This is a genomic window from Streptomyces sp. NPDC030183, assembly GCF_055573455.1.
In genome coordinates this window covers 191,325-213,337 of sequence record NZ_JBVIBK010000010.1, presented here as the reverse complement: position 1 = coordinate 213,337, position 22,013 = coordinate 191,325, and the positions used below count along the sequence as shown (strand labels likewise).

The 22,013-nt window shown below is 69.9% G+C and carries 16 protein-coding genes and 1 other RNA gene; 5 read left to right on the top strand and 12 right to left on the bottom strand.

The features are described 5' to 3' along the window. Nucleotides 1–93: 93 nt before the first annotated feature. Complete coding sequence (locus ACZ4Z2_RS14730) at nt 94–1,014, top strand: aKG-HExxH-type peptide beta-hydroxylase (RefSeq protein WP_468075828.1); 921 nt, start codon at nt 94–96, stop codon at nt 1,012–1,014. Continuing rightward, on the top strand, nt 1,011–2,372 hold the full coding sequence (locus tag ACZ4Z2_RS14725) for a serine hydrolase domain-containing protein (RefSeq protein ID WP_468075826.1): 1,362 nt from the start codon (nt 1,011–1,013) through the stop codon (nt 2,370–2,372). Before ACZ4Z2_RS14730 ends, ACZ4Z2_RS14725 begins: the two co-directional genes overlap by 4 nt. Nucleotides 2,373–2,513: 141 nt before the next feature. Here ACZ4Z2_RS14725 and ACZ4Z2_RS14720 read toward each other — a convergent pair whose 3' ends face one another. From ACZ4Z2_RS14720 to ACZ4Z2_RS14700, 5 genes are all read right to left on the bottom strand, one after another. Then, the gene (locus ACZ4Z2_RS14720) at nt 2,514–3,083 is read right to left on the bottom strand and encodes an ATP-binding protein (RefSeq protein WP_468075824.1); all 570 of its coding nucleotides are present in this window, start codon (nt 3,081–3,083) and stop codon (nt 2,514–2,516) included. 541 nt (nt 3,084–3,624) lie between these two features. Beyond that, nucleotides 3,625–5,049, bottom strand: coding sequence for a DUF6177 family protein (locus tag ACZ4Z2_RS14715; protein ID WP_468075822.1), 1,425 nt, complete (start codon nt 5,047–5,049; stop codon nt 3,625–3,627). Then, nucleotides 5,046–5,879, bottom strand: a complete 834-nt coding sequence (locus ACZ4Z2_RS14710; RefSeq protein WP_468075820.1) for an immunity 49 family protein — start codon at nt 5,877–5,879, stop codon at nt 5,046–5,048. The genes ACZ4Z2_RS14715 and ACZ4Z2_RS14710 overlap by 4 nt, the downstream gene beginning before the upstream one ends. Before the next feature lie 46 nt (nt 5,880–5,925). Further along, nucleotides 5,926–8,433 (bottom strand): hypothetical protein, encoded by a 2,508-nt coding sequence (locus tag ACZ4Z2_RS14705; RefSeq protein WP_468075818.1) that lies wholly within the window; start codon nt 8,431–8,433, stop codon nt 5,926–5,928. After that, nucleotides 8,433–8,822 carry a DUF6507 family protein gene (locus tag ACZ4Z2_RS14700; RefSeq protein WP_468075816.1) on the bottom strand — a complete coding sequence of 130 codons (390 nt, stop codon included), beginning with the start codon at nt 8,820–8,822 and terminating at the stop codon, nt 8,433–8,435. Before ACZ4Z2_RS14700 ends, ACZ4Z2_RS14705 begins: the two co-directional genes overlap by 1 nt. 470 nt (nt 8,823–9,292) lie before the next feature. Here ACZ4Z2_RS14700 and ACZ4Z2_RS14695 point away from each other — a divergent pair, with 470 nt between their 5' ends. Next, nucleotides 9,293–10,477, top strand: coding sequence for a DUF6907 domain-containing protein (locus ACZ4Z2_RS14695; protein ID WP_468075814.1), 1,185 nt, complete (start codon nt 9,293–9,295; stop codon nt 10,475–10,477). A 245-nt stretch (nt 10,478–10,722) separates the two neighbouring features. On the opposite strand, the gene rnpB is transcribed toward ACZ4Z2_RS14695, so the two are convergent. The 3 genes from rnpB to ACZ4Z2_RS14680 form a co-directional block, all read right to left on the bottom strand. Next, nucleotides 10,723–11,127: RNase P RNA component class A (gene rnpB, locus ACZ4Z2_RS14690), an RNA gene on the bottom strand. Nucleotides 11,128–11,145: 18 nt separating this feature from the next. Continuing rightward, nucleotides 11,146–12,087 (bottom strand): DMT family transporter, encoded by a 942-nt coding sequence (locus tag ACZ4Z2_RS14685; RefSeq protein ID WP_468075812.1) that lies wholly within the window; start codon nt 12,085–12,087, stop codon nt 11,146–11,148. Between the two features lie 82 nt (nt 12,088–12,169). Beyond that, the gene (locus ACZ4Z2_RS14680; protein ID WP_468075982.1) at nt 12,170–12,925 is read right to left on the bottom strand and encodes a helix-turn-helix domain-containing protein; all 756 of its coding nucleotides are present in this window, start codon (nt 12,923–12,925) and stop codon (nt 12,170–12,172) included. A gap of 366 nt (nt 12,926–13,291) precedes the next feature. Between ACZ4Z2_RS14680 and ACZ4Z2_RS14675 the strand changes: the two genes are divergently transcribed. Both ACZ4Z2_RS14675 and ACZ4Z2_RS14670 read left to right on the top strand, forming a co-directional pair. After that, complete coding sequence (locus ACZ4Z2_RS14675) at nt 13,292–14,203, top strand: DUF6924 domain-containing protein (RefSeq protein WP_468075811.1); 912 nt, start codon at nt 13,292–13,294, stop codon at nt 14,201–14,203. Between the two features lie 167 nt (nt 14,204–14,370). Then, complete coding sequence (locus tag ACZ4Z2_RS14670) at nt 14,371–14,976, top strand: LuxR C-terminal-related transcriptional regulator (protein WP_468075980.1); 606 nt, start codon at nt 14,371–14,373, stop codon at nt 14,974–14,976. An 18-nt stretch (nt 14,977–14,994) separates the two neighbouring features. On the opposite strand, the gene ACZ4Z2_RS14665 is transcribed toward ACZ4Z2_RS14670, so the two are convergent. The 4 genes from ACZ4Z2_RS14665 to lanKC all read right to left on the bottom strand — a co-directional run bounded on the left by ACZ4Z2_RS14665 (nt 14,995) and on the right by lanKC (nt 21,854). After that, nucleotides 14,995–16,872: an ATP-binding cassette domain-containing protein gene (locus ACZ4Z2_RS14665; RefSeq protein ID WP_468075809.1), complete on the bottom strand. Its 1,878-nt coding sequence runs from the start codon at nt 16,870–16,872 to the stop codon at nt 14,995–14,997. Beyond that, the gene (locus ACZ4Z2_RS14660; protein ID WP_468075807.1) at nt 16,869–19,019 is read right to left on the bottom strand and encodes an ABC transporter ATP-binding protein; all 2,151 of its coding nucleotides are present in this window, start codon (nt 19,017–19,019) and stop codon (nt 16,869–16,871) included. The genes ACZ4Z2_RS14665 and ACZ4Z2_RS14660 overlap by 4 nt, the downstream gene beginning before the upstream one ends. 84 nt (nt 19,020–19,103) lie before the next feature. Next, nucleotides 19,104–19,232: a SapB/AmfS family lanthipeptide gene (locus ACZ4Z2_RS14655; RefSeq protein ID WP_468075805.1), complete on the bottom strand. Its 129-nt coding sequence runs from the start codon at nt 19,230–19,232 to the stop codon at nt 19,104–19,106. 6 nt (nt 19,233–19,238) lie between these two features. Beyond that, on the bottom strand, nt 19,239–21,854 hold the full coding sequence (gene lanKC, locus ACZ4Z2_RS14650) for a class III lanthionine synthetase LanKC (RefSeq protein ID WP_468075803.1): 2,616 nt from the start codon (nt 21,852–21,854) through the stop codon (nt 19,239–19,241). Nucleotides 21,855–22,013 lie beyond the last annotated feature (159 nt).

Sequence of the window (22,013 nt, the reverse complement as noted above, 5' to 3'; positions counted from 1 at the left end):
CACACCAGCAGCCGAGCATAGGTGAGCACAGCCTGGGGTCGGACCACCACTTGGTCCGGCCCCAGGCCCAACCCCGCCGGAAGGACCCGCCTCGTGAACACGACCACCATGGACTTCTCGTTCGAGCCGATCCGGACCCTGCACCGCGACCGCGCCCGCCAGATCCACACCCTCATACAGTCCGCCACTCAGCATCCGACCGAGACAGAGGTGCCGTCGGCGGTCGCCGTCGACTACTGCCTGGCCCACCACGTCCTAGAAGGTGCCGAAGCCGCCGCCCGAACCCGCGACGCCGCTGTCTTCGACTGGTACGGCGCGCACCCGGACGCGGACACTCCAGACTTGTCCACACACACCCTCGTCGGCCCGCGCGTCGTGGTCGCTCCCGACCTGGACCGCCTGCCTCGCTCGGGAATCTCGGAGACCCCCTATTACGTGCTGGGCCCCGACACCACCGCCGCCCCGACGGCCCTGCGAGAACTGGTCGCCACCGCGTGCGCCACCGGCGCCCGGAACGGATTCGCCTCCCTGCTGGCAGACCACGCCGTCGTCGTCTGCCTGCTGCGCCGTAAGGGGCTCGGCGACACCCTCGACAGTTGGACCATCACCCGTCTGCCCGGCACCGTCTTCTGCGACCATGTCGGCGACCCCGTAGTCGTTGCCCGCGATCTCATCCACGAGGCGGGCCACAACTGGCTCAACGACGCCTTGACCGCGACTGCCTGCAAGATCAGCGACGAGGCGCGGTTCCACTCCCCGTGGAAGAGGACGATGCGCCCCGCCTTCGGCTTCCTGCACGCCTGCTGGGCATTCCCGCTGACCATGATCTACACCGCCCGTGTCCTGGAGGAGACCACCGGAGACCTGCACCGCTTCCTGGCCGCCTACCTGGACCAGCAACGCGCCCTCCTCTCTCAAACTGCCAACGACCACGCCGACGCGCTCTCCCTCGTCTCCGACACCGGCCTGCGGCAGCGTCTGTACTCCGTCCACGAGGAAGCCCTCAGCCTGTGAACAACTGCGCCCATCTGACAGCCTCCGTAGCCACCGGGCCCGGGGCCGGGACGCCTGAGCCTGGCGTAATCCTGCTCATCCGCCCAGTCGGCGGGCCAGCGACGCAGGCACACGCCGGAGCAGCGAGCCTCGAAATGAACACGCCCATCACAGAGAACACCGCCTTCAACGTCGGCTCCGTCGCCAAGCAGATCACCGCGTACCTGTGCGTGAGCGCTGCCCGTGCCGGCCTGTTGCGACTCGACAGCTCCGTGGACAGCATCCTCCCCCGCTTCCGCGTCCCCGGCGTGACTGTCGCCGAACTCATCCAGCACCTCGGCGGCATCCGTGACGCCGAGTCCATGCTCTCCCTCGCCGGGCTCCGTGACCTTGACCACTACACCGCCGACGACTTGCTGCAACTGGCCTATCGCCAGCGCGACCGAGCCGTGGAACAGGGCCGGTTCCTCTACAGCAACACCGGTTACCTCCTCCTGGCGGAGGTTCTGAGGCACGTCCACAACGCCCCGCTGCAGAAAATCGCCGAGCAGCAGGTCTTCGCCCCGCTCGGTATGTCCTCAGCACGTTTCAAGGGTGATCCGCGCGAGGTCATCGCCGGCTCGGCGTCCAGCTACCAAGCGACCGCCACCGGCTGGTCCCACGAGCAGCGCCCCGTCACCCTGCCCGGCCCAGGCTCACTGTGGTGCACCGCCGCTGACCTGGACCGCTGGCTCGGCCACCTCTGGCACGAATGGCAGACGACACCCGACGGCACGCTCCCGTTCGGGCAAGACCTCAGCTACGGGCCCAGCGACCACGCCCACTTCACGTACGGGGCCGGCCTGTACGCCGATCCGCGTCCCGGCCGCACCGCCGTCTTCCACTACGGACACGAGCAGGGCTTCTCCGCTGCAGCCTTCCTCACCAGCACCGGCCTCCGCATCGTCTGTCTGTCCAACCACTCCGGCATCGCGGCCGACCACATCGCCGCAGCAGCCATGACCGACCCGGCCCACGACGCCGCCACCGACACCGGACGACGCCTGTCCCGCATCCTTCGCGACCAGTCCTCACCGAGAAACGCGGCGGCGGACGACCGCAGCAGCGAGGAGGAGATGCCGCATGCACCGGTCGGTACATACGCCTGCGGGGAGGTACCAGGAACGGTGCGCCTCACCCTCAGCGGGGACTCCCTCTACCTGTGGCGGCGTGGCACCCGAGACCTTCTCACAACCACCGGCACGTCGACATACGCGGCGAACGGCTACACGCTGACGCTGCCGACGAAGCTGACGGGCGGCAAGGAGACGCAGGTCGACAGTTTCGTCCTTGACCTCGATCGCGCCCCGGGGCTGCGCTATCAGCGGTGCCCCGACTGACATGCTCGTCCAAGGGAGGCACATCGGCGTTGCAAGACCGGTCGCTCACCGCGCACAGAAGCTGCTCGGTTCCGAAGAGGCGTGCCCAGCCTGTGGCGCTTCCAAGCGGGCCGCAGGAGTCCACTGCTTCGAAGCACGACCTCAGGCGGCTTGATGCTGCTTCCTCATGGCGGGTGGACCGAACGGCAACCACGAGTTGATGGCCGAAGGTGACATGCGGGGTTGGTCATCGGCACCTCGCTCAGCGGATCCACAACCACGAACTGAAGACGGCGCACCTGCCGAGCTGCTGCCCATACCACCTACTGATGGCTCCGCCACGATCTCGAACCACATCGTCTTGCCCTGCGGTTCCGGTTGTGTCCCCCAGGCATCCGCCAAGGCGTCCACCAGCAGCAGGCCTCGACCACTCTCATCGTCCATCCCGACCTCAACGACGCTCGGCACCGACGCATTGGTGTCCGTGACTTCGACTCGAAGCCGTTCATAGGATCGCCTCACTGAGACCTCGCACGGGGCCCCCGTGTACAGGATGGCGTTGGCGATGACCTCGCTGGCCAGCAACTCGATGGTCTCCAGTGCATGGTTCGACAGTGGAAGGCCGAGATCCTGGGCCAGCGAGACGACTCGGCGGCGGGCAGTCGGGACAGCATCGACAGTGGCCGCAACCGTAAATCCGCATGTCGGATGTTCGGGACCGCGACGCGCCATGACAATAACCTCACCTCGGTAGTGGCCTCAGTGAAGAGAAGACTTCCACTCGCCAGGTCCCGTACGAGGACAGTCTGTCCGTAGGTGCATCCAGCAAGGCGCCTTGAACCACTCAGGGGTTGTGGTATTTGACCAGAACCTGGTGACGCCGGGAAGAGAGAAGGGCGTATGTCACGTTGCACCGTAAGCTTCCATACCTCGCGCCAAACCTACCCTGCCGAACACGACTGCACTCACCGTGACCGATTAACTGCCGACGACGCCATACCCGGACAGTTCTCAGTGGCGTTCAACGACTCGAAATACGTGCCCGGCATCGTTGTCTTGCCGAGGACTTCGCGCACAGAGAACCGAGCCCTATTGACCGCGTCCGCCCTGCGTACCAGCTAAGAGCAGAGTTCGCACGCTCAACCGGCGACAGAGCTCATGGACCGTTGTCCAGGAGCATGAGTAGGAACCCTGACAGGGCGGCATAACGACTGCCTCCGGCAGGCTTCGCATCATCCACCTTTGCCACTGACGAGTTCGGCAGGGTCCCCGGCTAGATCGCTCCAGGAGCCGCCTTGAAATGGGTAGTGAGGTGCTGCAACGCGTTCCACGCATCAGCGTTGGTTCCGTCGCCGAAGGGGTAGTGCAGGGCCGGGTGCTTGCGTGCGCCCAGGAGTTTGGGGCTTAGGGCGAGGGGCGGGCGGCGGGCGCGGGTGAGCCCGATGGCGTTGACGTCCCGGGCACCGAGGGTGAAGGACACCGGGATGGGCGGAGCCGCGAGACGCGGGGGCAGCGTCAGGTCCGCGCGCCCTGCCCGGAGCGTGGTGAGCATCGACACCAGGCCGTGCTCATCGACCAGCGCGGCTGCAAGGGATTCGACGGCGTCCAGAGGGACGTCCGCAGCTGATGTGTATCCGAGGGTGAGCGTGATGTCCTGGGCGACGCCAGCCTTCGTGCGCGCCGTACGAAGGGTGGCGATGGACGGATGGCCCTCTGCGCCGATCGCGACAAGATGGGTCGGAGAAGGCGACCGTTCGCGGGCCAGATCCGTCAGCTGGCGAGGTGACCAGGGCAGGTTGACCGGCTCTGATGTACTCCACCCCACCGGCGCCGAGCCGGTCAGGTGGCGCCAGGCGGTCTCCAGGCTGCGGCCGAGGACCAGGTCGGCGGTGGGGGCGTGGAGCGTGCGGAAAGTGAGGGTCAGCTGGCGTTCCGAGGTGGACTCGGTGTTCTGGGTGAACGCGTCGGCCACTGTGGTGCTGGTGGGGTTGAACGTTCCCTGCTTCCAGGCAAGGGCGACCCCGGACAGGCCGTCGTAGTAGCCGCCGGCCGGGTCCTGGACCACCCACCGGTTGGGGGCGCCCCGCAGCGCTGTGCGCAGGGGGAGAGTGAGCCGGGTCTGGGGCGGGGTGACCAGGTGCAGGGCGCGGTTGGGGGCGCTCGTGGTGCGGAGCACTTCGGAGAGCCAGGTGGTGAAGGCGAGGACGGGACGGTCGGAGATGACGACCGCCGTGGAGTCGGTCAGGACGTCGACCGAGGGAACGGCGGGAGCGGAGAAGCCGACGACTTGCTCTGCGTCGTCGGCCGACTGCTCCTGCGGAATGGCCACCAGGAGTGTCGTACGTGTGCCGCGCGGCCACACCGTCCCGCCGAGCAGCGTGGTCAGGCGTCCGCACACCGAATCAGCGAGAGCTTCTGCTTCGGGTACCGAGGTCGAGGCGTGGGTCTCGGTCCACCAGTACGGCGGCGGCGGCGCGGACACATCGGGGCCGAGGAGGCGTTCCGCTTCGCCGGGTGTGTGGACCAGGAGCGGCGCCTCAACGGAGACCAGCGGACGGCCGACACTGGTGCACAGCTGAAGGACACCGCCGTCACCGGTCGAGGTCAGCCCCAGGTCGGGGCCGCCGGCGGAGAGGCTGGCGAGCAAGGAGCGGGTGTCCGGCATCTTCGGGGTGAGAGCTATGACGTCCTTGGTCACGTCGGGAACTCGCCGACCCAGGAACGTTCGAGGAGGTGCTTGGGCAGGTACGCGGATTCGACGTCGACCGGGATGTCCGCGTCGAACGCCATGCAGGCGACGGCCAATGGCCCCAGAGCCACGAGGCCTTCGCTGCTCTGTGACCGTGTCTCGCTGTCGGTCCAGTACTCGCGATGCCAGGTGAGTGCTTCCGCCAGAGCCGTGTTGAAGGACTCCGGCTCCTGCCGCTGGTAGCGATGGAACATTTCCAGCGGCGGGTAGAGGATTTTCAGCATGAGCTCGGCACTGGCGATGTGGGGGGCTGCGGGGTCCGTGCCGTCGATCGCGGCCACCAGGGTGTTCCAGGTTTCCGGACGGCCGAACCAGGCGTTCTGCAGGGTCTCTACCCAGGCGTAGATGTATTCGTCGAACTCCACACCCGATGCGCGCAAGAATGAGACGGGCACGCGGGCGAGTTGATCGAGACGCTCGTTCTCCCGGCAGATCACCGCCAAGTAGTACGTGGTGAGCCAGTTACCGGCGTGCAGATACTCCTGCGGGCCGGTTGCCGGAAGACTCTTGATCTCACCTTTGCTTCCGATCCTGCATGGGACAGGACCTTCCGTAGCGGCTCCGGAGATGAACAGGCCCGATCCGACCTGCATCGCGGTGACCCACGCCTCCCACGTCGGGAATTCTTCGCCCACGGGATCCATCAGGCAGTTCCATTTGGCGACGGTCAGTGAATAGTCCAAGGCGTCGAATCGGTCGAACTCTGATGTTTCGAGTTCTGCAAGCGCTTCCTCGTTGCTCTGGACGATCGGCGCCATGGCTACGGCCACGTTGTCCACGGGGAAGTCGTGACGGGGAATATGGATGACCACGCGCCCATCTTTCTCACTTGATTTTCATGTGTTCAATGACGACGCCAGCATAGAGGGTGCCGTCCGGTTCCTGGACCTTGACCAGGACGTACTGCAACTTCCCGTCCTTGAGCGCCTGCCTGAACTCCCACGCGAGTGCGGCGTCCCGACCGCCTCGTTTCGTCATCTCGCCCAGAATGGTCCGCAGGTACAGATACGTCCCCTGCTTCACTCGCATACCGGCCGCCCCGCCGTCGTCGCCGACGTGCGGTTGCGCAGGATCCTCGGGGTCCGCCCGCCCCTGTCGCCACTGGAGGTCGTTTCCCGGCGCCTTGTCCTCGACGATCAGGATCTTGTCTTTCTCGAGCCTGTATGCACCGTCGAACATGTGGGCCCCTGTGGGCGTCTTCGGGAGGTCGATCTCCTGAGCGTCCGGGAACTCACGTCGAATGGCGTGGAGCCTGGACGCTTCCTCGCCCAGCCTCTCGGAGATCTTGCTGTTCGGAGGCACGCCTCTGAGCTCTTTGCCATAGACCTCTTGAGCGGCGGCAAGGGCCTCGCGGTTCGATGCCGAGGGCGTCTCGTCGAAAGCTTTCTGGGCGTTCATGAGATCCATATAGGCGCGACGTTCAGCAGTCCTTTTGTCGAGCCTCGGAAGAACGTCATCCGGAGCGGTACTCCGCGGAAGCGGCTTCGCACCGAACCGGGTCTCGGACGGACCACTCGGCAGGTCGTGTTTGGCCACGAAGCGCCCTTGGGCATCCTTCACGAGCTGGGGAAGTTCGACGCCGTCGACGAGCCCGATGTTGGGCTTCCTGCGTCCGAGGGTGTCGTAGTGCTTCTTGCGCCACTCCGGGTCTTCGTTGGCCTTCCGGACGTGCTCGTCCTGGATCGCCTTGCGCTCGGCCGTAGTCAGCTTCCGCTGTCCTTCGTCACGGGAGCCGTCGCCGTCCGCCCGATCCGCCCGATGCCCATCGGTTCCTGTGGGCCGTGTGACGCGATCACGCGGCCCGCCATGTCCAGGGTCGGAGCCGGTTGGGGTCCCCCTGCCCGTTCCCGGTCCGTCACCCGAACCATGCCCAACACCGTTCCCTGCGGCGCGCTCGCCCGTCCGGCCCACGTCGGCAACAGAATTCCTTCCCGCGTGAGCACCGACGAGTTCAGGCTCCCTGACTCCTGTCACCGGGGCGCGGGACGTCGAGTCGTCACCGGCTCGGGCGGCGGACGACGGCTCGGCCTTGGCCTGGGAGGCGTGCTGGTGAAGGGTGCCGTCGGCGTTGAGCAGGTGGCCCTTGTCGGTGAGGTAGACGACCCTTCCGGTCGCGTCGTCGACGTACGGGATCGCGTTGTCGGGGACCTTGGGCGACCGGAGGGCATCGCCTCGTTCGAGCAGGTCGAGTGTCGCCCCGGAGTCAAGTCTCTTCAAGGTGCTGAAGGCGTCACCGACCTTGATGTACGCGAACTTGCCCGCCTTGCCGACATACGTGAACGGGTCGACAGCCCGGCCCACCTTGCCCACCACCGACACGGCACGGGCCGCCGCACCGGTCCGGCCGGCACCGGTGGCCGCCGCGCCCGTCCCTTCGGTGCCCAGCAGGCCAAGGACGTTGAAGCTGACGGCGCCGGCGGCCCGGGCCGGGTTGCTCTCCCATGTGTCCCAGGCGACGAAGCCCTTGACGGTCTGCTTGTAAGTGGTGCGGGAATCACGCAGCCACGAGGGGAGTTTGTCGTCGGGCACCAGCCACCAGGTGCCGAAGGTGGCGCCGGTCAGGAACGAGGCGGTGCCGAGCTTGGCCAGGCCCGTCCAGGCCTCGCCCGCCGCGTCGGAGCCGTCCGCGCCGAACAGGGTGCCCACGCCATGAACGGTGCCCATCACACCATCGGTCCAGAAACCGTCCCAGACCTGCCCTGTCGTGTGCGTGAACCAGTCCCAGCCCTCGTACTCCTGCTCGACCGCCGCACCCCACGGGGTCTCCCCTGCCTGATCGAGGTCTTTGGCGCGATAGCCGTACATGTTCTCGCCGTGCGAGCCGTCGTCGACGGTCAGCGCGGTGCCGCCGACCAGAGCGGTGATCTTGTTGTGGCAGGCGAGCTCGGCGGCCTGGAACGCGGCGACCGTGGCGTTCACGTCATGCCACAGGTCATTGTTGGTGTCGACCTTGTCCTTGTCCTTGCGCCAGTCGTCGTCCCCGGCCAACGAGTCCACGAACGTCCGCGCATCCGCCTTGAGCGTCGCCAACTTCGCCACCAGCGGCCTGACTTCGACTCCGTACTCGTCCAGCGCCCCGGCGACCTTCTCCAGATCGTCCGCGAACGCGTCTGCCTTCGCCTTCACCGGCTGCGTCGACGAGAACAGGTCATGGGCCTCCGGGGCACGGTAGAAGGCCGACAAACCCTGGAAGGCGGTGTGCAGATCCGCGCCCGAGGCCCGGAACTGGCCCGCGTTCGCGTACAGCAGCATCACGTCGACGCCGAGCGTGGACAGATCTCCGAGGAACTGCGGTATGCCGGAGGGGTCGATGAGATTCGCCTCGTCAGCCATCACTGACCCTTGGCCGGCGAGTCGACTCCGGGCAGCTCGACCTTCGGTTCCTTGGCGGCTTCCCGCTGCGCGTTGGCCGCCAGAGTCAAGTCGCCCTCGATGTAGTGCCCGGTGGCTTCCGCCGCCCCGCTCAGCGACTTAGACGCCCGCTGGGCGATGTAGAGCAGGTCATGGCTCCAGCGCTGCAGGAACTCCCCCAGCGCCGCGCCCACAACCCCGACCGTGCTGGTGTAGGGCCCGTGCTGACTGGTGATCATCCCCGCTGCCGAAGCCGCCTCCTCCAGGTTCCCCTGGATCGCAGAACCCGCTTCCAACAGGTTTTTCCCATGCGTACCCGACGTCTCCAGAACACCACGCACCCCGACCGGGTCTATGTCCCACCCCGTCACACCGTCTCCCAACCCCCGTACACGTCAAGAGCCACCCGATACAGAGCGTCAGCCCCTGCCGCCACACCGACCGTCCCGACAAGGCAGACACCCCGTCGATCATCGAACATGCTCTCGCGTACGCCAGTGCAGACACAACATCGCACCACGGCATGAGGCTGGAACCAGTCAGTTCACCAGGCGAGAACGGGCGCCTGCTCGCCCCCTTCAACCGAAGCGATTCCACCAGTTCGCCGACGTCACGTTGCCTACACAACGCTCCACCGCGCTCCGCTGCGCCACAAAGTCGCGCAGTCTACCGCTGAGCGGCCAGTTCTGAGGCAAGTGCCGCTCGAACGGAGAGGCAGGCGCCTGACCTTGGCGAGGCTGGACGACCACGAGGACCCAAGCAGCAGAACAGCCGTGCATTCGACAGTTGCGCCCACAGGCCAACGTCTCTGCCTCAGCCTTTCTGCAACAAGGAGAGAAGCGTGAGCATCATCGCAACGACAGCCACTGAGAGCGACGAGGACTTCCCCGCCCAGGCCCTCCAACTTGCCGACGCCCCCTCGAAGCCCCCGACCGAGGCAAGCCCCGATTCCAGCGACCGGCAGCCGTGCACCGTCCACCCTGACTGGTGCACAGAAACCGGCAGCCACCACGACCACTTCGGAACACTGCACACCGTCAAGGGCAATGACGGCCGGGAGCTGCTGAACGCGCACCTTCTGGATCTGTCCGGTTCGAAGCCAATCATCGGCCTGGGGGACACAGACACGACTGCGGCCGAGGCCCGCGTCAAGGCGACGGAGCTTCGCAGGTTCGCCGACGAGCTCGAGACCCTCGCCGACAAGGCGGAGGTCTCCGCCAGCCACGACCAACCGGGCACTCCGCAGACGACCGCCTGCCCCGACGGCGTCTCGTTCTGCGATGGAAACCCCAGGGACCACGAGGACCCACGCGAACACCTTCACCACGGCCCGCTCATCGCCATGGGAGCTCACCGCCCTTACTCCTGTCAGCGCAGGGACGGCATCATGGCGTTCCAACTGTCCCAGCTCGACGACGAAACGCCCGGGCTGGACTTCGTGGCCGGCGGCGACTGGCCGACGCTCGACCTCGGAGAGGTCGACGAACTGATCAGCGACATGAGCGCGCACTTGGCGAATCTCCGGGCAGCACGTACGCAGCTCGCGTGCCTGGTACCCAGGCGGACCGGCGAGACGGCCACAGCGCTTGACCGCACCTGGATGTACGACGACAGGTACGGCACCCGGCACACCGTCACCTGCCCGTCCTGGTGCACCACGGACCACACCTACGAAATGAAGGGCAGGCCCCACCCGGCCGACGTACACCACCAGATGTACGGCGCTGTGGCCTCTGCCGAATACACCGAGGCCTACGAGGAGTTCGAGTCCTGGCAGGTGCTCTGCGCACACCTCGCCGTAAGTCCGGACTCGACAGTCAGCCCGGCCTACCGAGTCCCGCACGTACTGGTCGAAGTAGCCGCCGACATGTACACCCGCCCGATGGGTCCGGACCAGCTGGCCGAGTTCATCGAAACGGTGGCTGGGCAGCTGGAAGAGCTTCGCGCCATGCACCCTCGGCTCACCGCAGCCCGCGCCGAATGGGCCGCGCGGAACGACACGACGGCCGACGCCGAGGCTGCGTAACCCCGCCGGGCCAGGACCGCCACGATGCCCGCGGCTCCAGCGCCATGCTCCAACAGCTGTCGCGAACACCCAGCTCAGAGGCGTCGCCCGCCCCTCCGCTCCAGGGACTTTTCAGGGACTTTCAGCTCTGTCTGAGGGACTTCCGAGGGACTTTTTGCCGCCTAACGCGGCAAGCTCCTGAAAGACCGGAAAGGGCCTCCGACGCAGGTCAGAGGCCCTTCCCCAGGCAAAGCCGCATGTGGCGGCAGACGAGTCGGGCTGTACGCCGGGTTCTGTTCCGGGGGTCCTCGCGGACCTCCCGGTGACGGCCATCCATCTAGGGCCGGTGTTGCCACCGGCCTCGTGCGGTCTACCCGCGGACTCGGGCGGGCAGCCCTCCAACGTCCGCGCAGGGCCGCTTCTTAGGGCGGCCCCTCTTGACCTTGCTCCGGGTGGGGTTTACCTAGCTGCCCAGGTCACCCTGGGCACTGGTGGTCTCTTACACCACCGTTTCACCCTTACCGAGGACCGAGGTCCCCGGCGGTTTGTTTTCTGTGGCACTGTCCCGCGGGTCACCCCGGGTGGCCGTTAGCCACCACCCTGCCCTGTGGAGCCCGGACGTTCCTCGGGAAGTCCCCTAGGGGGCTCCACGCGGCCGTCCGCCCGGCTCGTCTGCCGTGTCGACCATGTTACCGGGCGGCCGGGGCGCCCCGTCCCCTTCGACCCCGTACCGACGGCCCCCGTACCGACGACGCCCTCCCCGTCGGCCTCGGTCCCCCGGACGCCGCCGTCGCCAGGAACGAGCCCGCCAGGATCAGGGCGAAGGCCACCAGGACCGTCCCCGTCAGGCGCTCGTCCAGGAAGAGCGCGCCCGCCGCCACCGCCACCGCCGGGTTGACGTACGTGAAGACCGTCGCCCTCGTCGGGCCGACCTCGCGGATCAGTTCCAGGAAGACGACGAAGGCGAGCGCCGTGCAGATCACTCCCAGGCCCGCCAGGGACGCCAGGACCGAGGGTGAGGGCATGGTTTCCGGCCAGGTCAGAGCCGCCGCCGGGGCGTAGACGATCGCCGACAGGAGCAGGACCGGGGCTATCAGCTGCAGCGTCGGGACCTGCTTCAGGTGGCGGGCCATGATCAGTGGGGCCGTGGCGTAGCCGATCACCGTGACCGCCACCTCCGCCAGGGAGCGCGCGTCGCCCCCGGTCAGGTGCGGGACCGTGAGGACCCCTACTCCGGCCAGGCCCAGGATCAGTCCCGTCAGCCGCCGGGCGCCCAGGTGTTCCGTGTCGCCGAAGAAGCGGGTCAGGAGGACCGCCACGATCGGTACGCCCGCGATCAGGAGGCCGGCCGTGGAGCTGGAGAGGTGGCGTTCGGCGTCGGTCAGGGTCCACCAGGGGCCGATCACCTCGATCACGGCGAAGGCCAGCATGGGGCGCCAGTGGGTCCGTACGGTCGCGGCCAGTCCGCCCTGGCGGATCGCGAAGGGGAGCAGGAGTGCCGCGCCCAGGGCGCAGCGGACGAACACCACCGTCGACGGGGACACTCCGTCCACCGCCACCTTGATCATCAGATAGGGGATGCCCCAGAGGACTCCCATCACGGAGAAGAGGAACCAGCCGCGTGCAGTCATGGAATCAGTGTCCGGCCGGTGGGGGCCCGGGTCTTGAACGTTGTTGCAGGGAGAGGAGGGCGGGCGGCCCGCCCGTCGGGGCCTACTGTCGTACGCCCGTCCGGTACGCCGCCGGGGTCACCCCGAGGACCCGTCCGAACCAGCGGGTCATGTGGGCCTGGTCGGCGAAGCCCACCTGGCCGGCGACCTCTGCCGGGCGGCCGCCGAGTTCCAGGAGGGTGCGTGCCCGGCTCACCCGGTACTGGGCCAGCCAGGCGTACGGGGGCATGCCCATCGTCGTGCGGAAGGCGCGCAGCAGTTGGTAGCGGGAGAGGCCCAGGTCGGCGGCCAGGTCTGCGAGGGAGGGCGGGGCCTGGAGTTCGTCGGCGAGGCGGTCGCGTACCGCGAGGGCGATGGTGCCGGCGCCGGGGACCGTGTCGGAGGAGGGGCGGGCCGTGGAGTGGCGGCGGGCCAGCGCCGTGAGCAGCCAGGGCAGGCGGGACTCGGCCTCCAGCGGGTCGGGGCAGGTGCTCAGCTCGGTGTGGGCGGTGCGTAGGGCGGCGGCCAGTTCGGGGTCGTGGAGGAGGGGCTCGCGGAAGTGCGGGGTGCCGCCGAGGATGCCGTCGGTGAGGAGGGTGGGGGCCGGGTAGAGGGCGCGGTAGGCGTAGGTGCCGTACGCCGACTCGCCGGTGTGGACCTCCCCCGGGGCCAGCACGACGATCGAGCCCTCCCCCACGGTGAGGGCGCCGCCCCGGTAGTCGATGCACGAGGCGCCGAGCACGCAGATTCCCACGCTGAACTCCTCGTGGGTGTGCGGCGCGTAACGGTGGCGGTCGAAGCGGGCGGTCAGCAGGTCCAGGGGGCGGTCCGGACCGCCGAGGGTCGCCCGTGTCCACCGGGTCCGCGGTTCCTGCTGCGTCCGCGCGTGTGTGTGCTGCGTCTGCCTCTGTGTCTGATGCGTCTGCTGCGGCTGATGCCTCTGCCGTGTCTGATGCGTCTGCCGTGTCCGGTGCGTCTCCTGCTCGGTGCCGCCCACGTCCCGCGCCCCCTTCGACGGTCGTCCCCGACGGTGCAACGCGCGAGTGGCTCGATTCCCTTCCCACGCCGGGCACCGGGCTGCCGGCCCGGCCGCGGCAGCCGGTGACCCGGACCCGTCACCAGGCCCATTCCATTCCACCCTGCCCCTCTACGCTTCCGAGACGTAAGCGGCGGGCACAGAAGCACGATGGGGTTCTCCGTGCAGCGTTCCACCTGGCCGCTCCTCGACGGTCGCACCCGGCCACTCAAGGTGAAGGAATGGGGGGACCTGGCCGTCATGGATCCCGACGCCGGCAAGCCGCCGCGCGGACACGGGTTCCTGGCCGCCGAGAAGGACTGGCTGCACATCGACGCCGGAAGCAGCCTGGAGAACCCCGTCGTCACCCTCTACGCCGGTCAGGACCCGGGTGCGGAGTGCGGCTGGGACGAGGTCGAGGAGATCACCGTGGTCTCCACGACCGGCTTCCTCGCCCTGTGCGACAGCGGGTACGAGCCGTTGCGCAAGGAGAATCTCGCCACCGCGGGAGCCGGCCCCTACCTGGTCCGCGTCCACGCCAGCGACCGTTCCTCGAAGGACAAGCGGCCCCGCTTCCTGATCCAGGTCATCCCCGGCGACCGTACGAGCGCCGAGCCCGAAGCGCCCTCCGCCACCATCGAGGACGCCGCCGCCACCATCGAGGACGTCGCCGGGCCGCTTCTGGTGCGGACGTCCTTCGAGCAACCGGACGCGTGGGCCCGCCTGCTCCAGGCTGTCGAAGAGGGCTCCGAGCGCCATGAGCCGCTGGAGTCGCTCACCGTCGTCGACAACCGCGCCTACGCCGGCTTCACCGCGGAGCAGGTTCTCGCGCGGATCGGGCGCGACGACGAGGACTGGCCGAACAGCACGCTCGTCCTCGTCGCCGACGAGCGGGCACTGGGCTCGGCGGAGTACCCCTTGCTGGCCGTGAACAACCTGCCCGACGAGGACGACGCCCCGTTCAGGATCACTCTCGCGGCCGCCGGTTCCCTCGTCGACAACATGGAGCTGGCGAGCACCTACTTCGGCGAGTGGGCCGTCGGTGTCGAGGCGGACGGCGTCTACCGGGAAGAGCACGACTGACAGCTCGCCGGACCATGCCTCACAAGGCGCCTATCGGATCAGAGCATGACATTCCGGCACATGGAGTGATGATCGGCGATACTTCCCATGACGTCTTCGGGCATTCCGGAGTGCGGGCGTTCCGGAATGCCGGTGAGGGAGGCCGCGTGGGCTCGGGTGGGAGCGATGTGATCCGTGTGCTGCTCGTGGAGGAGACCGGGCTCGTGCGCGGGGCGTTGGCGGCTCTGTTGACGCGGGAGGACGACATCGAGGTCGTCGCTGCCTCTCCTGGGCATGAGCAGACCGTTGCCCGGGCTCTGTCGCATCGGCCCGACGTCGTCGTCATCGATGTCGACGGGGGTGAGGACGGCGCGCTCGGGACCTCGCGTGAGCTGGCCGTGCGGTTGCCCGAGTGCCGGACGCTGTTGGTGACCGGGGCCGCCACCGCCGGGTTTCTGCGGCGGGCGCTCGCCCTGCGGGTCATGGGGCTCATCGGGAAGAACAGCAACAGCGACCTGCTGGCCCAGGGCGTGCGCAGGGTGGCCTCCGGGGAGCGGTTCGTCGATCCCGAGCTCGCGTTGGTAGCGCTGTCCTCGGAGGAGAGTCCGCTGACCGCCCGCGAGAGCGAGGTGCTGCGGCTCGCCGCCGAGGGCATGCCGACCCGTGAGATCGCCGAGCGGCTCGCCCTGTCCGTGGGGACCGTCCGCAATCACCTCAACGCCGTGTCCCGGAAGACCGACGCCCGGAACCGGATCGACGCCATTCGCATCGCGCGCGAGGCTGGGTGGTTGTGACGGTCACCCGGTCGGGACTCAGGACGGGACCTTCGTCGTCGTTCTGTCCCAGTGGCCTATCAGGTCGCGGTAGAGCTCGCAGGTCGTCATCAGCTCGTCGTGGGTGCCCAGCGCGTGGCGGGGGCCGTCCAGGACCAGGGTCAGATCGGCGCGCAGGGCCGAGCTGATGCGGTGGGCGCAGACGATCAACGTGGACGGGCGGGTCGCGAAGGCGCGTTCGGCGCGGGCCTCCGCCGAGGGGTCCAGGTGGCAGGTCGCCTCGTCCAGGAGGCGCAGGTGGGTGGGGGGTAGCAGCGCCCTCACCAGGGCTATCTGCTGGCGCTCTCCTGCCGAGAGGCGGGTGGGGTCCAGCTGTGCCTCGTAGCCGCCCAGGCGTTCGATCAGGGCGGTCGCGCCTATTTCCTCCACCGCCTCGTCCAGGGTCGCGGTGGGTGCCGTCGGGTGGAGGTACGTCAGGTTCTCGCGCACGGTGCCGGTGAAGACGTACGCCTCCTGGGGGATCAGTACGCGGGCGTCGCAGAGCCGGGTCGGGTCCAGTGCGCCGACCGCCGCACCGCCCAGGCGGATCTCTCCGGTCTGCGGTGCCAGGAGGCCCGCCGTCAGGGCCGCGAGCGTCGACTTTCCCGCGCCGCTCGGGCCCACCACCGCCAGGTGGGTTCCTGGGGGCAGGGTCAGGTCCAGGTCCTGCACCACCGGTTCCGCGGTCCGGGCGTAGGAGAAGGTGACGCCGTGCAGTTCTACGGCGCCGTCTCCGGGGACGGTGCGCAGAGGCGAGGGGGGTGAGGGGCGTGAGGGGGGTGACGGGTGGGGTGTGGTTCCCGCCGACGTCGTCTCCCTCGTTCCCTCCGTCGTCTCCAGGATGCGGGTCGTCGTCACCAGGAGCCACAGGCCGCTGCTTCCCACCCCCTGGACCAGGCCCCGGAGGGCCGGCTGGAGGCTCTGGGAGATGTACGTCAGGGCGCCCAGGATCGCGCCCGCCGTCACGCCCCGGTCCACCAGCCACGGCGCGCCGAACAGGATGAGCGCCAGGGGGAGCCAGCCGCCCACGCCGAGGGCCGCCGTGCGCAGGGCCGTGAGGCGGGCCAGGGTTTTCGCCGCTTCCGCGGCCGTGTCGATGAGGGCTCCGGTCCGGGCCCGTACGAGGTGTTCGGCGCCGCAGGCCGTCACGTCGCGGAGGCCGCCGGCCACCGCGTGCACCTGCTCGGCGATGGCCTCGTCCGCCAGGACCACCGCCCGCTGCCGTGCCGCCAGCGCCCTCAGGGCCAGCACGAACAGGGTGAGCCCGGCGGCCAGCGGCGGTACGACGAACAGCAGGAGCGCCGGGTCCAGAGCCGTCAGGCCCAGCAGCACGCTCACCGCCGTCACCGTGAACGTCTGGACGAACATCACGACCGCCCCGTACGACTCACGGGCGATCTCCACCTGCTCCGTCAGGCGCGCCACGCCCGCGGTGTCCGCGGGGTGGCCGAGGCCGGCGGAGCGGCGCAGGGTGCCCATGGTGACCAGCGAGACCAGGTCGTCGCGGAACGGTTCCACGACGTCCGCCAGGTGCAGCGTGGCCTGGCGCGTGCCCCAGGCGCCGATCAGCACGGAGATTGCCAGCAGGCCGAGCCAGCCGAGGCCCTCGGCGGTGCGGCCCGCGAGGAAGCCGTCGTCGACGGCCTTCGCGACCAGCCAGCCCGAGAGCAGCGCGGGGACCGCCTGGACCAGGGACCAGCCGGCGAGCCGGACGAATCGCCGGCGGCGCGTGCGGAGAGTGGCCCGCAGGAGGCCGCGTGCGGTGGGCGGGGCCGGCGCGGTCTGCGGTCGTGCGTCGTGTGGGTGGGGCGTGCGCTCAGGTCGTCGTGCGCCGCGCGGGTTCGGCGGGCGCTCCGGTCGCGCACCCGTCGGGCTCACCGCCCGCTCCCGTCATGGGCGCGCCCGGATCGTACGGTCCCGGTCCCGGATCGTACGGTCCCGGTCCCGTCGTGCGCCGCCCGCTCGGGGCGTACGGTCCTGGTCCCGTCGTGCGCCGCCTGCTCGGGGCTTACGGCCCGCTCCCGCGCTCTCTCCGAGCGCGGCTCCCGCTCCTGCCCCTCCCCCTCCTGCCCCTGCCCCCTGAACACGGCCCGGTACTCCTCGTCCTCCCACAGCTCTCTGTGCGTGCCCTCCGCCCGTACGTGCCCGTCGGCCAGCCAGACGACGTGGTCGGCCCTGGCCGCCGTCGACGCCCGGTGGGTGACGACCAGGCGGGTGCGGTCGGCCAGGGGGCCCGTCGCGGTGAGGGCCTGGGTGATGTGGTGCTCGGTGACCGTGTCCAGGCTGGCGGTGACGTCGTCGAGCACGAGGAGGCGGCCCGTCGGGGCGCACTGGGTGAACGCGCGGGCCAGGCCGAGCCGTTGGGTCTCGCCACCGGACAACGGGGTCGAGGCCAGGGGCGTGGCGTAGCGGTCGGGCATGGTGCGGATGAACGGGTCGGCCCGGGCCGCGGACGCCCCGGCCCGTACCTCGGCGTCCGAGGGGGTGCGGGGGCCGAAGGCGATCGCGTCGGTGAAGGTGTCGCCGAGCAGGGCCGGGCGTTCGAAGCCGTAGGCCACGGTGCGGCGCAGTTCCGTGCGGTCCACCTCCCGGAGGGGTACGCCGTCGAGGCGGACCTCGCCGTCGTCGGGGTCGGTGAGGCGTCCGGCGAGGGCCGCAAGGAGCGACTTGCCGGAGCCCGAGCGGCCCACGACGGCGGTCAGGGTGCGGGGGGCGAGGTCCAGGTCGATGCCGTTGAGGGCGGTGGCGCCGTCGGCGGTGCGGACCGTCACCCGGCGGAACTCCAGGTGGCCGCCGCCCCCGGGCGGCAGGCGCCGGATGCCGTACGTGGCCGTCGGTTCGTCCAGCACGTCCGCGACCCGGCCCGCGGTGGCGCGGGACGCGGCGAGCTGGTTCACCGACCCGACCAGGGAGCTCACGCCGGTGGCCAGCAGGACGTACTCGCTCGCGGCGAGCATCTGGCCCGGTGTGATGCGGCCGCGGGCCAGTTCGAAGCCGGCCACGGCCAGCACGGCGACCTCCAGCAGGGGGACGATCGCGGCGTCGCGCGCCGAGACGCGGGCGAACGCGCGCCACATGCCCCGGCCGTGGCGGTGCAGCTCCGGCAGCGGTTCCAGGACGCGGTCGGCCTCGCGGGTCATGGTGCCCGCGGCGGTGATGGTGCGGATGCCGGTGAGGGCGTCGGCGAGACGGGTGGCGATACGGCCCTGGACGGCGAAGTAGCGGTCGTTGAGGTCGGACACGTCGCGGACGAAGGCGCGGACGATGAGGACGATCAGGGGGAGCCCGGCGACGAACGTCAGGCAGAGCCAGGGGTCGATGAGGGCGAGCGCGATGATGGCGCCGATCGGCGGGATCAGTTCCGTCACCGCCCAGACGAGGCCCGAGGGGGCGCTGCCCGCCTGCGCCGAGTTGCCGACGAGACGCGTCACCAGGTCGCCGGGGGTGTGCCGGCGGGTGGCGCCTGCGCCCAGGTCGAGGACGTGGCCGAGCAGGGTGTGCCGCAGCCAGGCGGTGGAGCGGGCGTTGGCGACGGCGCCGGCGTAGTCGTCGGCCGCGTCGCACACCACCAGCAGCCCGACGGCCACGGCGGACAGGGTCAGCCACAGGACGGCGTCGCCGTCGCCGAGCACCGCGTCGACGGCGCGGCCCATCACGGCGGGCAGCACGACGAAGACCACGGCGAGGAGGAGCGACGCCACGGCGAGGACACCACCCCAGGCACCGCCCCGCCGCACCACCCGCAACAGGAGCCGATCCGCCGGTCCCCGGTTCACCGCCCCGGCGTCGTCCACCGCGCCCCGCTCCCCCGACCCGGCGTCGTCCACCGCGCCCCGCTCCCCCGACCCGGCCGCGCCCACCGCCGCACCCCCGCCCACCGAACCAGCCGCGTCCACCGCACCCCCGCCCACCGACCCGGCCGCGCCCACCGCACCCCGGTTCGTCGCGGGGCCGGCCGGCGCGGTCTTGTCCGCCGGGTCGCGGTCGGCCTCAGGGTGGCTGTCCGGCGTCGTTCGTCGGTCCACCGGCCGCTCCTGTCGTCGCACGGTTCCAATGAAGGAGCGGGGGCACCGGAAGTGCCCCCGCCGTGGCGGTTGGAGGCCGAGCCTCTAGCAGAAGAGCAGGCTGAAGATGCTGCCTCCTCCGATGAAGCATCCCTTGCTCGCCCGGCTGCCCAGGGGCGGCTTCAGCCCGGTCTCGGACTCGATGGTCATGCCCTGCAGTTCGAGAAGCGACATCGATCCTCACCTCCTCTCTCTTACGTGAGTGGCGAACGGAAGGTCGTGTGCGGCCGCACCCGGTGTCAGGAACGGCAGGCCGGTCGGCCGGGAGTGGAAGGCAGCGCCCAGGGCGAGCAGGACGCCCGCGCCACCGGTCGCGAGGTCCATCGACAGCCGCATCAACTGGTCGCCGGGGAAGGCGAGGCGGCCGTCGAGCAGGCAGGCGTGGCGGGCCAGGCGGCGTACATGGCCGGCGATCACGGGATCCCGCTCGGCGGCCGTACCGGGCGGGTGGGCGCGGCTGAGGTGCAGGATCATCCCGGCGACACCGTCGAAGAGGCCGGGCTCGACGTAGAAGGACGCCCTGGCCGCCCTGCGGATCGCGGCGGCGGCCGTCGCGAACGTCTCGTCCGCGCGATGGGCCAGGTAGTCGTCGAGGACCATGCCGATGCCCACGCTGCCGTCGGCGAGGTAGGGCATGGTGCGGTAGCCCTCGTTGACCTCCATGGACCCCTCCTCGCGCACGACGCAGCGGCGCAGGTCCTGGCGGAGCGCGGTGGCGGCCAGATCGAGGTGTGCCGGGTCGCCGCCCTGCTCGTACAGGCGCAGGAACAGCAGGGCCGGCCCGGACGACCCGTACATCAGCCCCGCTCTCGGGTGCGTGCCTCCGCTGGTCTCGGGGACGCCGTCGGCCGGGCCCAGCCGGGCGGCGACGAGGTCAGCCACGCGGTGGGCGGCGTCCCGGCAGGCGCTGTCGCCGGTGGTCGTCGCGAAGTGGAGCAGGGTGAGGCCGATGCCGGACAGGCCGCCCTTGAGGTCGAGGGCCAGGGCGTCCCAGCGTTCGGCCTGGCACATGTCGAGGATCTTGACGGCCTCCTCGTGGTGCCCCAGGTGCTCCAGGACGTACGCGATGCCGTGCAGGCCGTCGTAGAAGCCGAGGTGGGTACCGCGCCGCGACCGGAGCGCGCGCCGGATCAGCCACTCCTCGTGCTCGGGGCGGCGTCCGGCACCGGCCACGTCCAGCGCGTACAGGACGCCGGCCGCGCCGTGGGCCACATCGAGACCTCCGCCGGGGAAGGCGAACTGCTCGATGTCGCCGGGGAAGAGCCGGTCGTGCCGCTCGGGTGTGGCGGCGGCGAGGACGGCGCCGGCGATCGAGTCCCGGGCGCGCAGCCAGCCGGAGCGGTCCGGTTCGAGGCGGGGTTCCGTGTCCGCCCCGGCGGCCGTCCCGCCGTCACCGGTGATGGTGCGGACGGCCTCGTCGAGGAACGGGCGGGGGACGGGGAACAGCCGTGCGGCCTCCCGGGCGAGCTGTCCGGCCTTGCCGCGGTCCAGCTCGATCAGACCGGTCAGGGGCATGAACAGGGCGAGCCGCAGGCAGGCCAGGGCGTACCGGTCGATGTCGAAGCCGCTGGCCCCGCTCGGGGCGACGAAGCCGGGGGCCGCGAGGACCTGGTGGGAGGCCCTCGCCACGTCGGCCGCGCCCTCGAAGTCGATCAGCACGGCCCCGCCGTCGGGGCGGACGAGCACGTTGTACGTGTGGACGTCACCGATCACGATGCCCCGCTCGTGGACCGCCGCGACCGCGTCCTCCACCTGCCGGACGATGTCCAGGGCCCAGAAGGTGTACTCGGCGAACGCCGCCGGGTCCGGGTCCAGCGCGGCGAGCGGGGAGCGTTCGACGAACAGGTCGTGCAGGGGTGTCCCCTCGATGTAGTCCTCGACGAGGAAGTGGTGGCCGCCCAGTTCGAAGTGGTCGCGCAGCGCGGGCACGCAGGGCAGGCCGCGCAGCCGCTCGAGGGCCTCCCGTTCGCGCTCCAGCCGGGTGACGGCGTCCGCGCCGTCGGGGGTGAGCCCCGCGTGCGGCCGGGCCTCCTTGAGGACGACCCGTTGCCCGCCGCGGGTGTCCACCCCGGCGTAGAGGCCGCCGCCGTTGGAGAAGTGCAGTGCCCTCTCGATGCGGTAGGGCAGGTCGGTGACGGTGGTCCGGCGGCTCTCGGCGAGGTGGGGTTCGAGGAACTCCGGCAGCCGCACCCATTCCGGGACCTGGAAGGTCGGTCCGCGCACATCGGGCACCAGCCGCCCCGACGGGTCCTCCACCGCCTGCTCCACCACCCCGGCGTCCGATACGCAGTACCGGTCGTCGAAGGCCCCGTACCTGACGTAGAGCGGGCCGGCGCCCCACCGCAGGTCGCTCAGGATGTACGGTCCCGGCTCGCCGCCGATGACGGCGTCCAGTTCGGTGAGGACGCGCTCGCACTGGGCCTCGTCCCGGGGGTAGATGGTGACGAACTTCCCGCTGGACCCGCGGTGCGCGTACTTCATGTTGGCGAGGAACAGGACCTCGACGCTCGGCAGGAACTTGAAGGGGATGCGGCGCGGTACGCAGTGGTCCCACACCGCGTCCAGGATCGACTGCGCGTTGTCGGGACGCGCCGAGGCGTGGATCTTCCAGCCCTGGGGTGGGAGGACCACGTCGGTGGGGCGGCAGACGAGCCAGTCGCCGAGTTCCTGACGGGACCAGAGATCGGGAAGCGGACTCCGCGTCTGCCGGAACCCTTCGCTCGTCCGCGTCCGGGACGCCGGCGTGTCGTAGAAACGCGGGTCGGTCAGGCAGTAGAGCTCGTACCGCTTGTCCACGGGGCCTCCAGTCGGGCCGCGCCCCTCAGGGCGTTCTCCCGGTGCGTTCCAGGACGTTCCCCAGTGCGCCTCAGGGCTTTCCCGGAGCCTCTCCTTTCCCACGATGGCAGAGGCGCCGGGGCGCCTACATCATTCGTCTGTCACCGGCCGGGTGTGGGA

What these genes read in the sequence shown, in the direction of transcription:
- ACZ4Z2_RS14720 (WP_468075824.1), bottom strand. Translation starts at nt 3,083, where the DNA reads ATGGCGCGTCGCGGTCCCGAACATCCGACATGCGGATTTACGGTTGCG.
- ACZ4Z2_RS14675 (WP_468075811.1), top strand. Translation starts at nt 13,292, where the DNA reads ATGGGGTTCTCCGTGCAGCGTTCCACCTGGCCGCTCCTCGACGGTCGC.
- ACZ4Z2_RS14705 (WP_468075818.1), bottom strand. Translation starts at nt 8,433, where the DNA reads ATGGCTGACGAGGCGAATCTCATCGACCCCTCCGGCATACCGCAGTTC.
- ACZ4Z2_RS14685 (WP_468075812.1), bottom strand. Translation starts at nt 12,087, where the DNA reads ATGACTGCACGCGGCTGGTTCCTCTTCTCCGTGATGGGAGTCCTCTGG.
- ACZ4Z2_RS14655 (WP_468075805.1), bottom strand. Translation starts at nt 19,232, where the DNA reads ATGTCGCTTCTCGAACTGCAGGGCATGACCATCGAGTCCGAGACCGGG.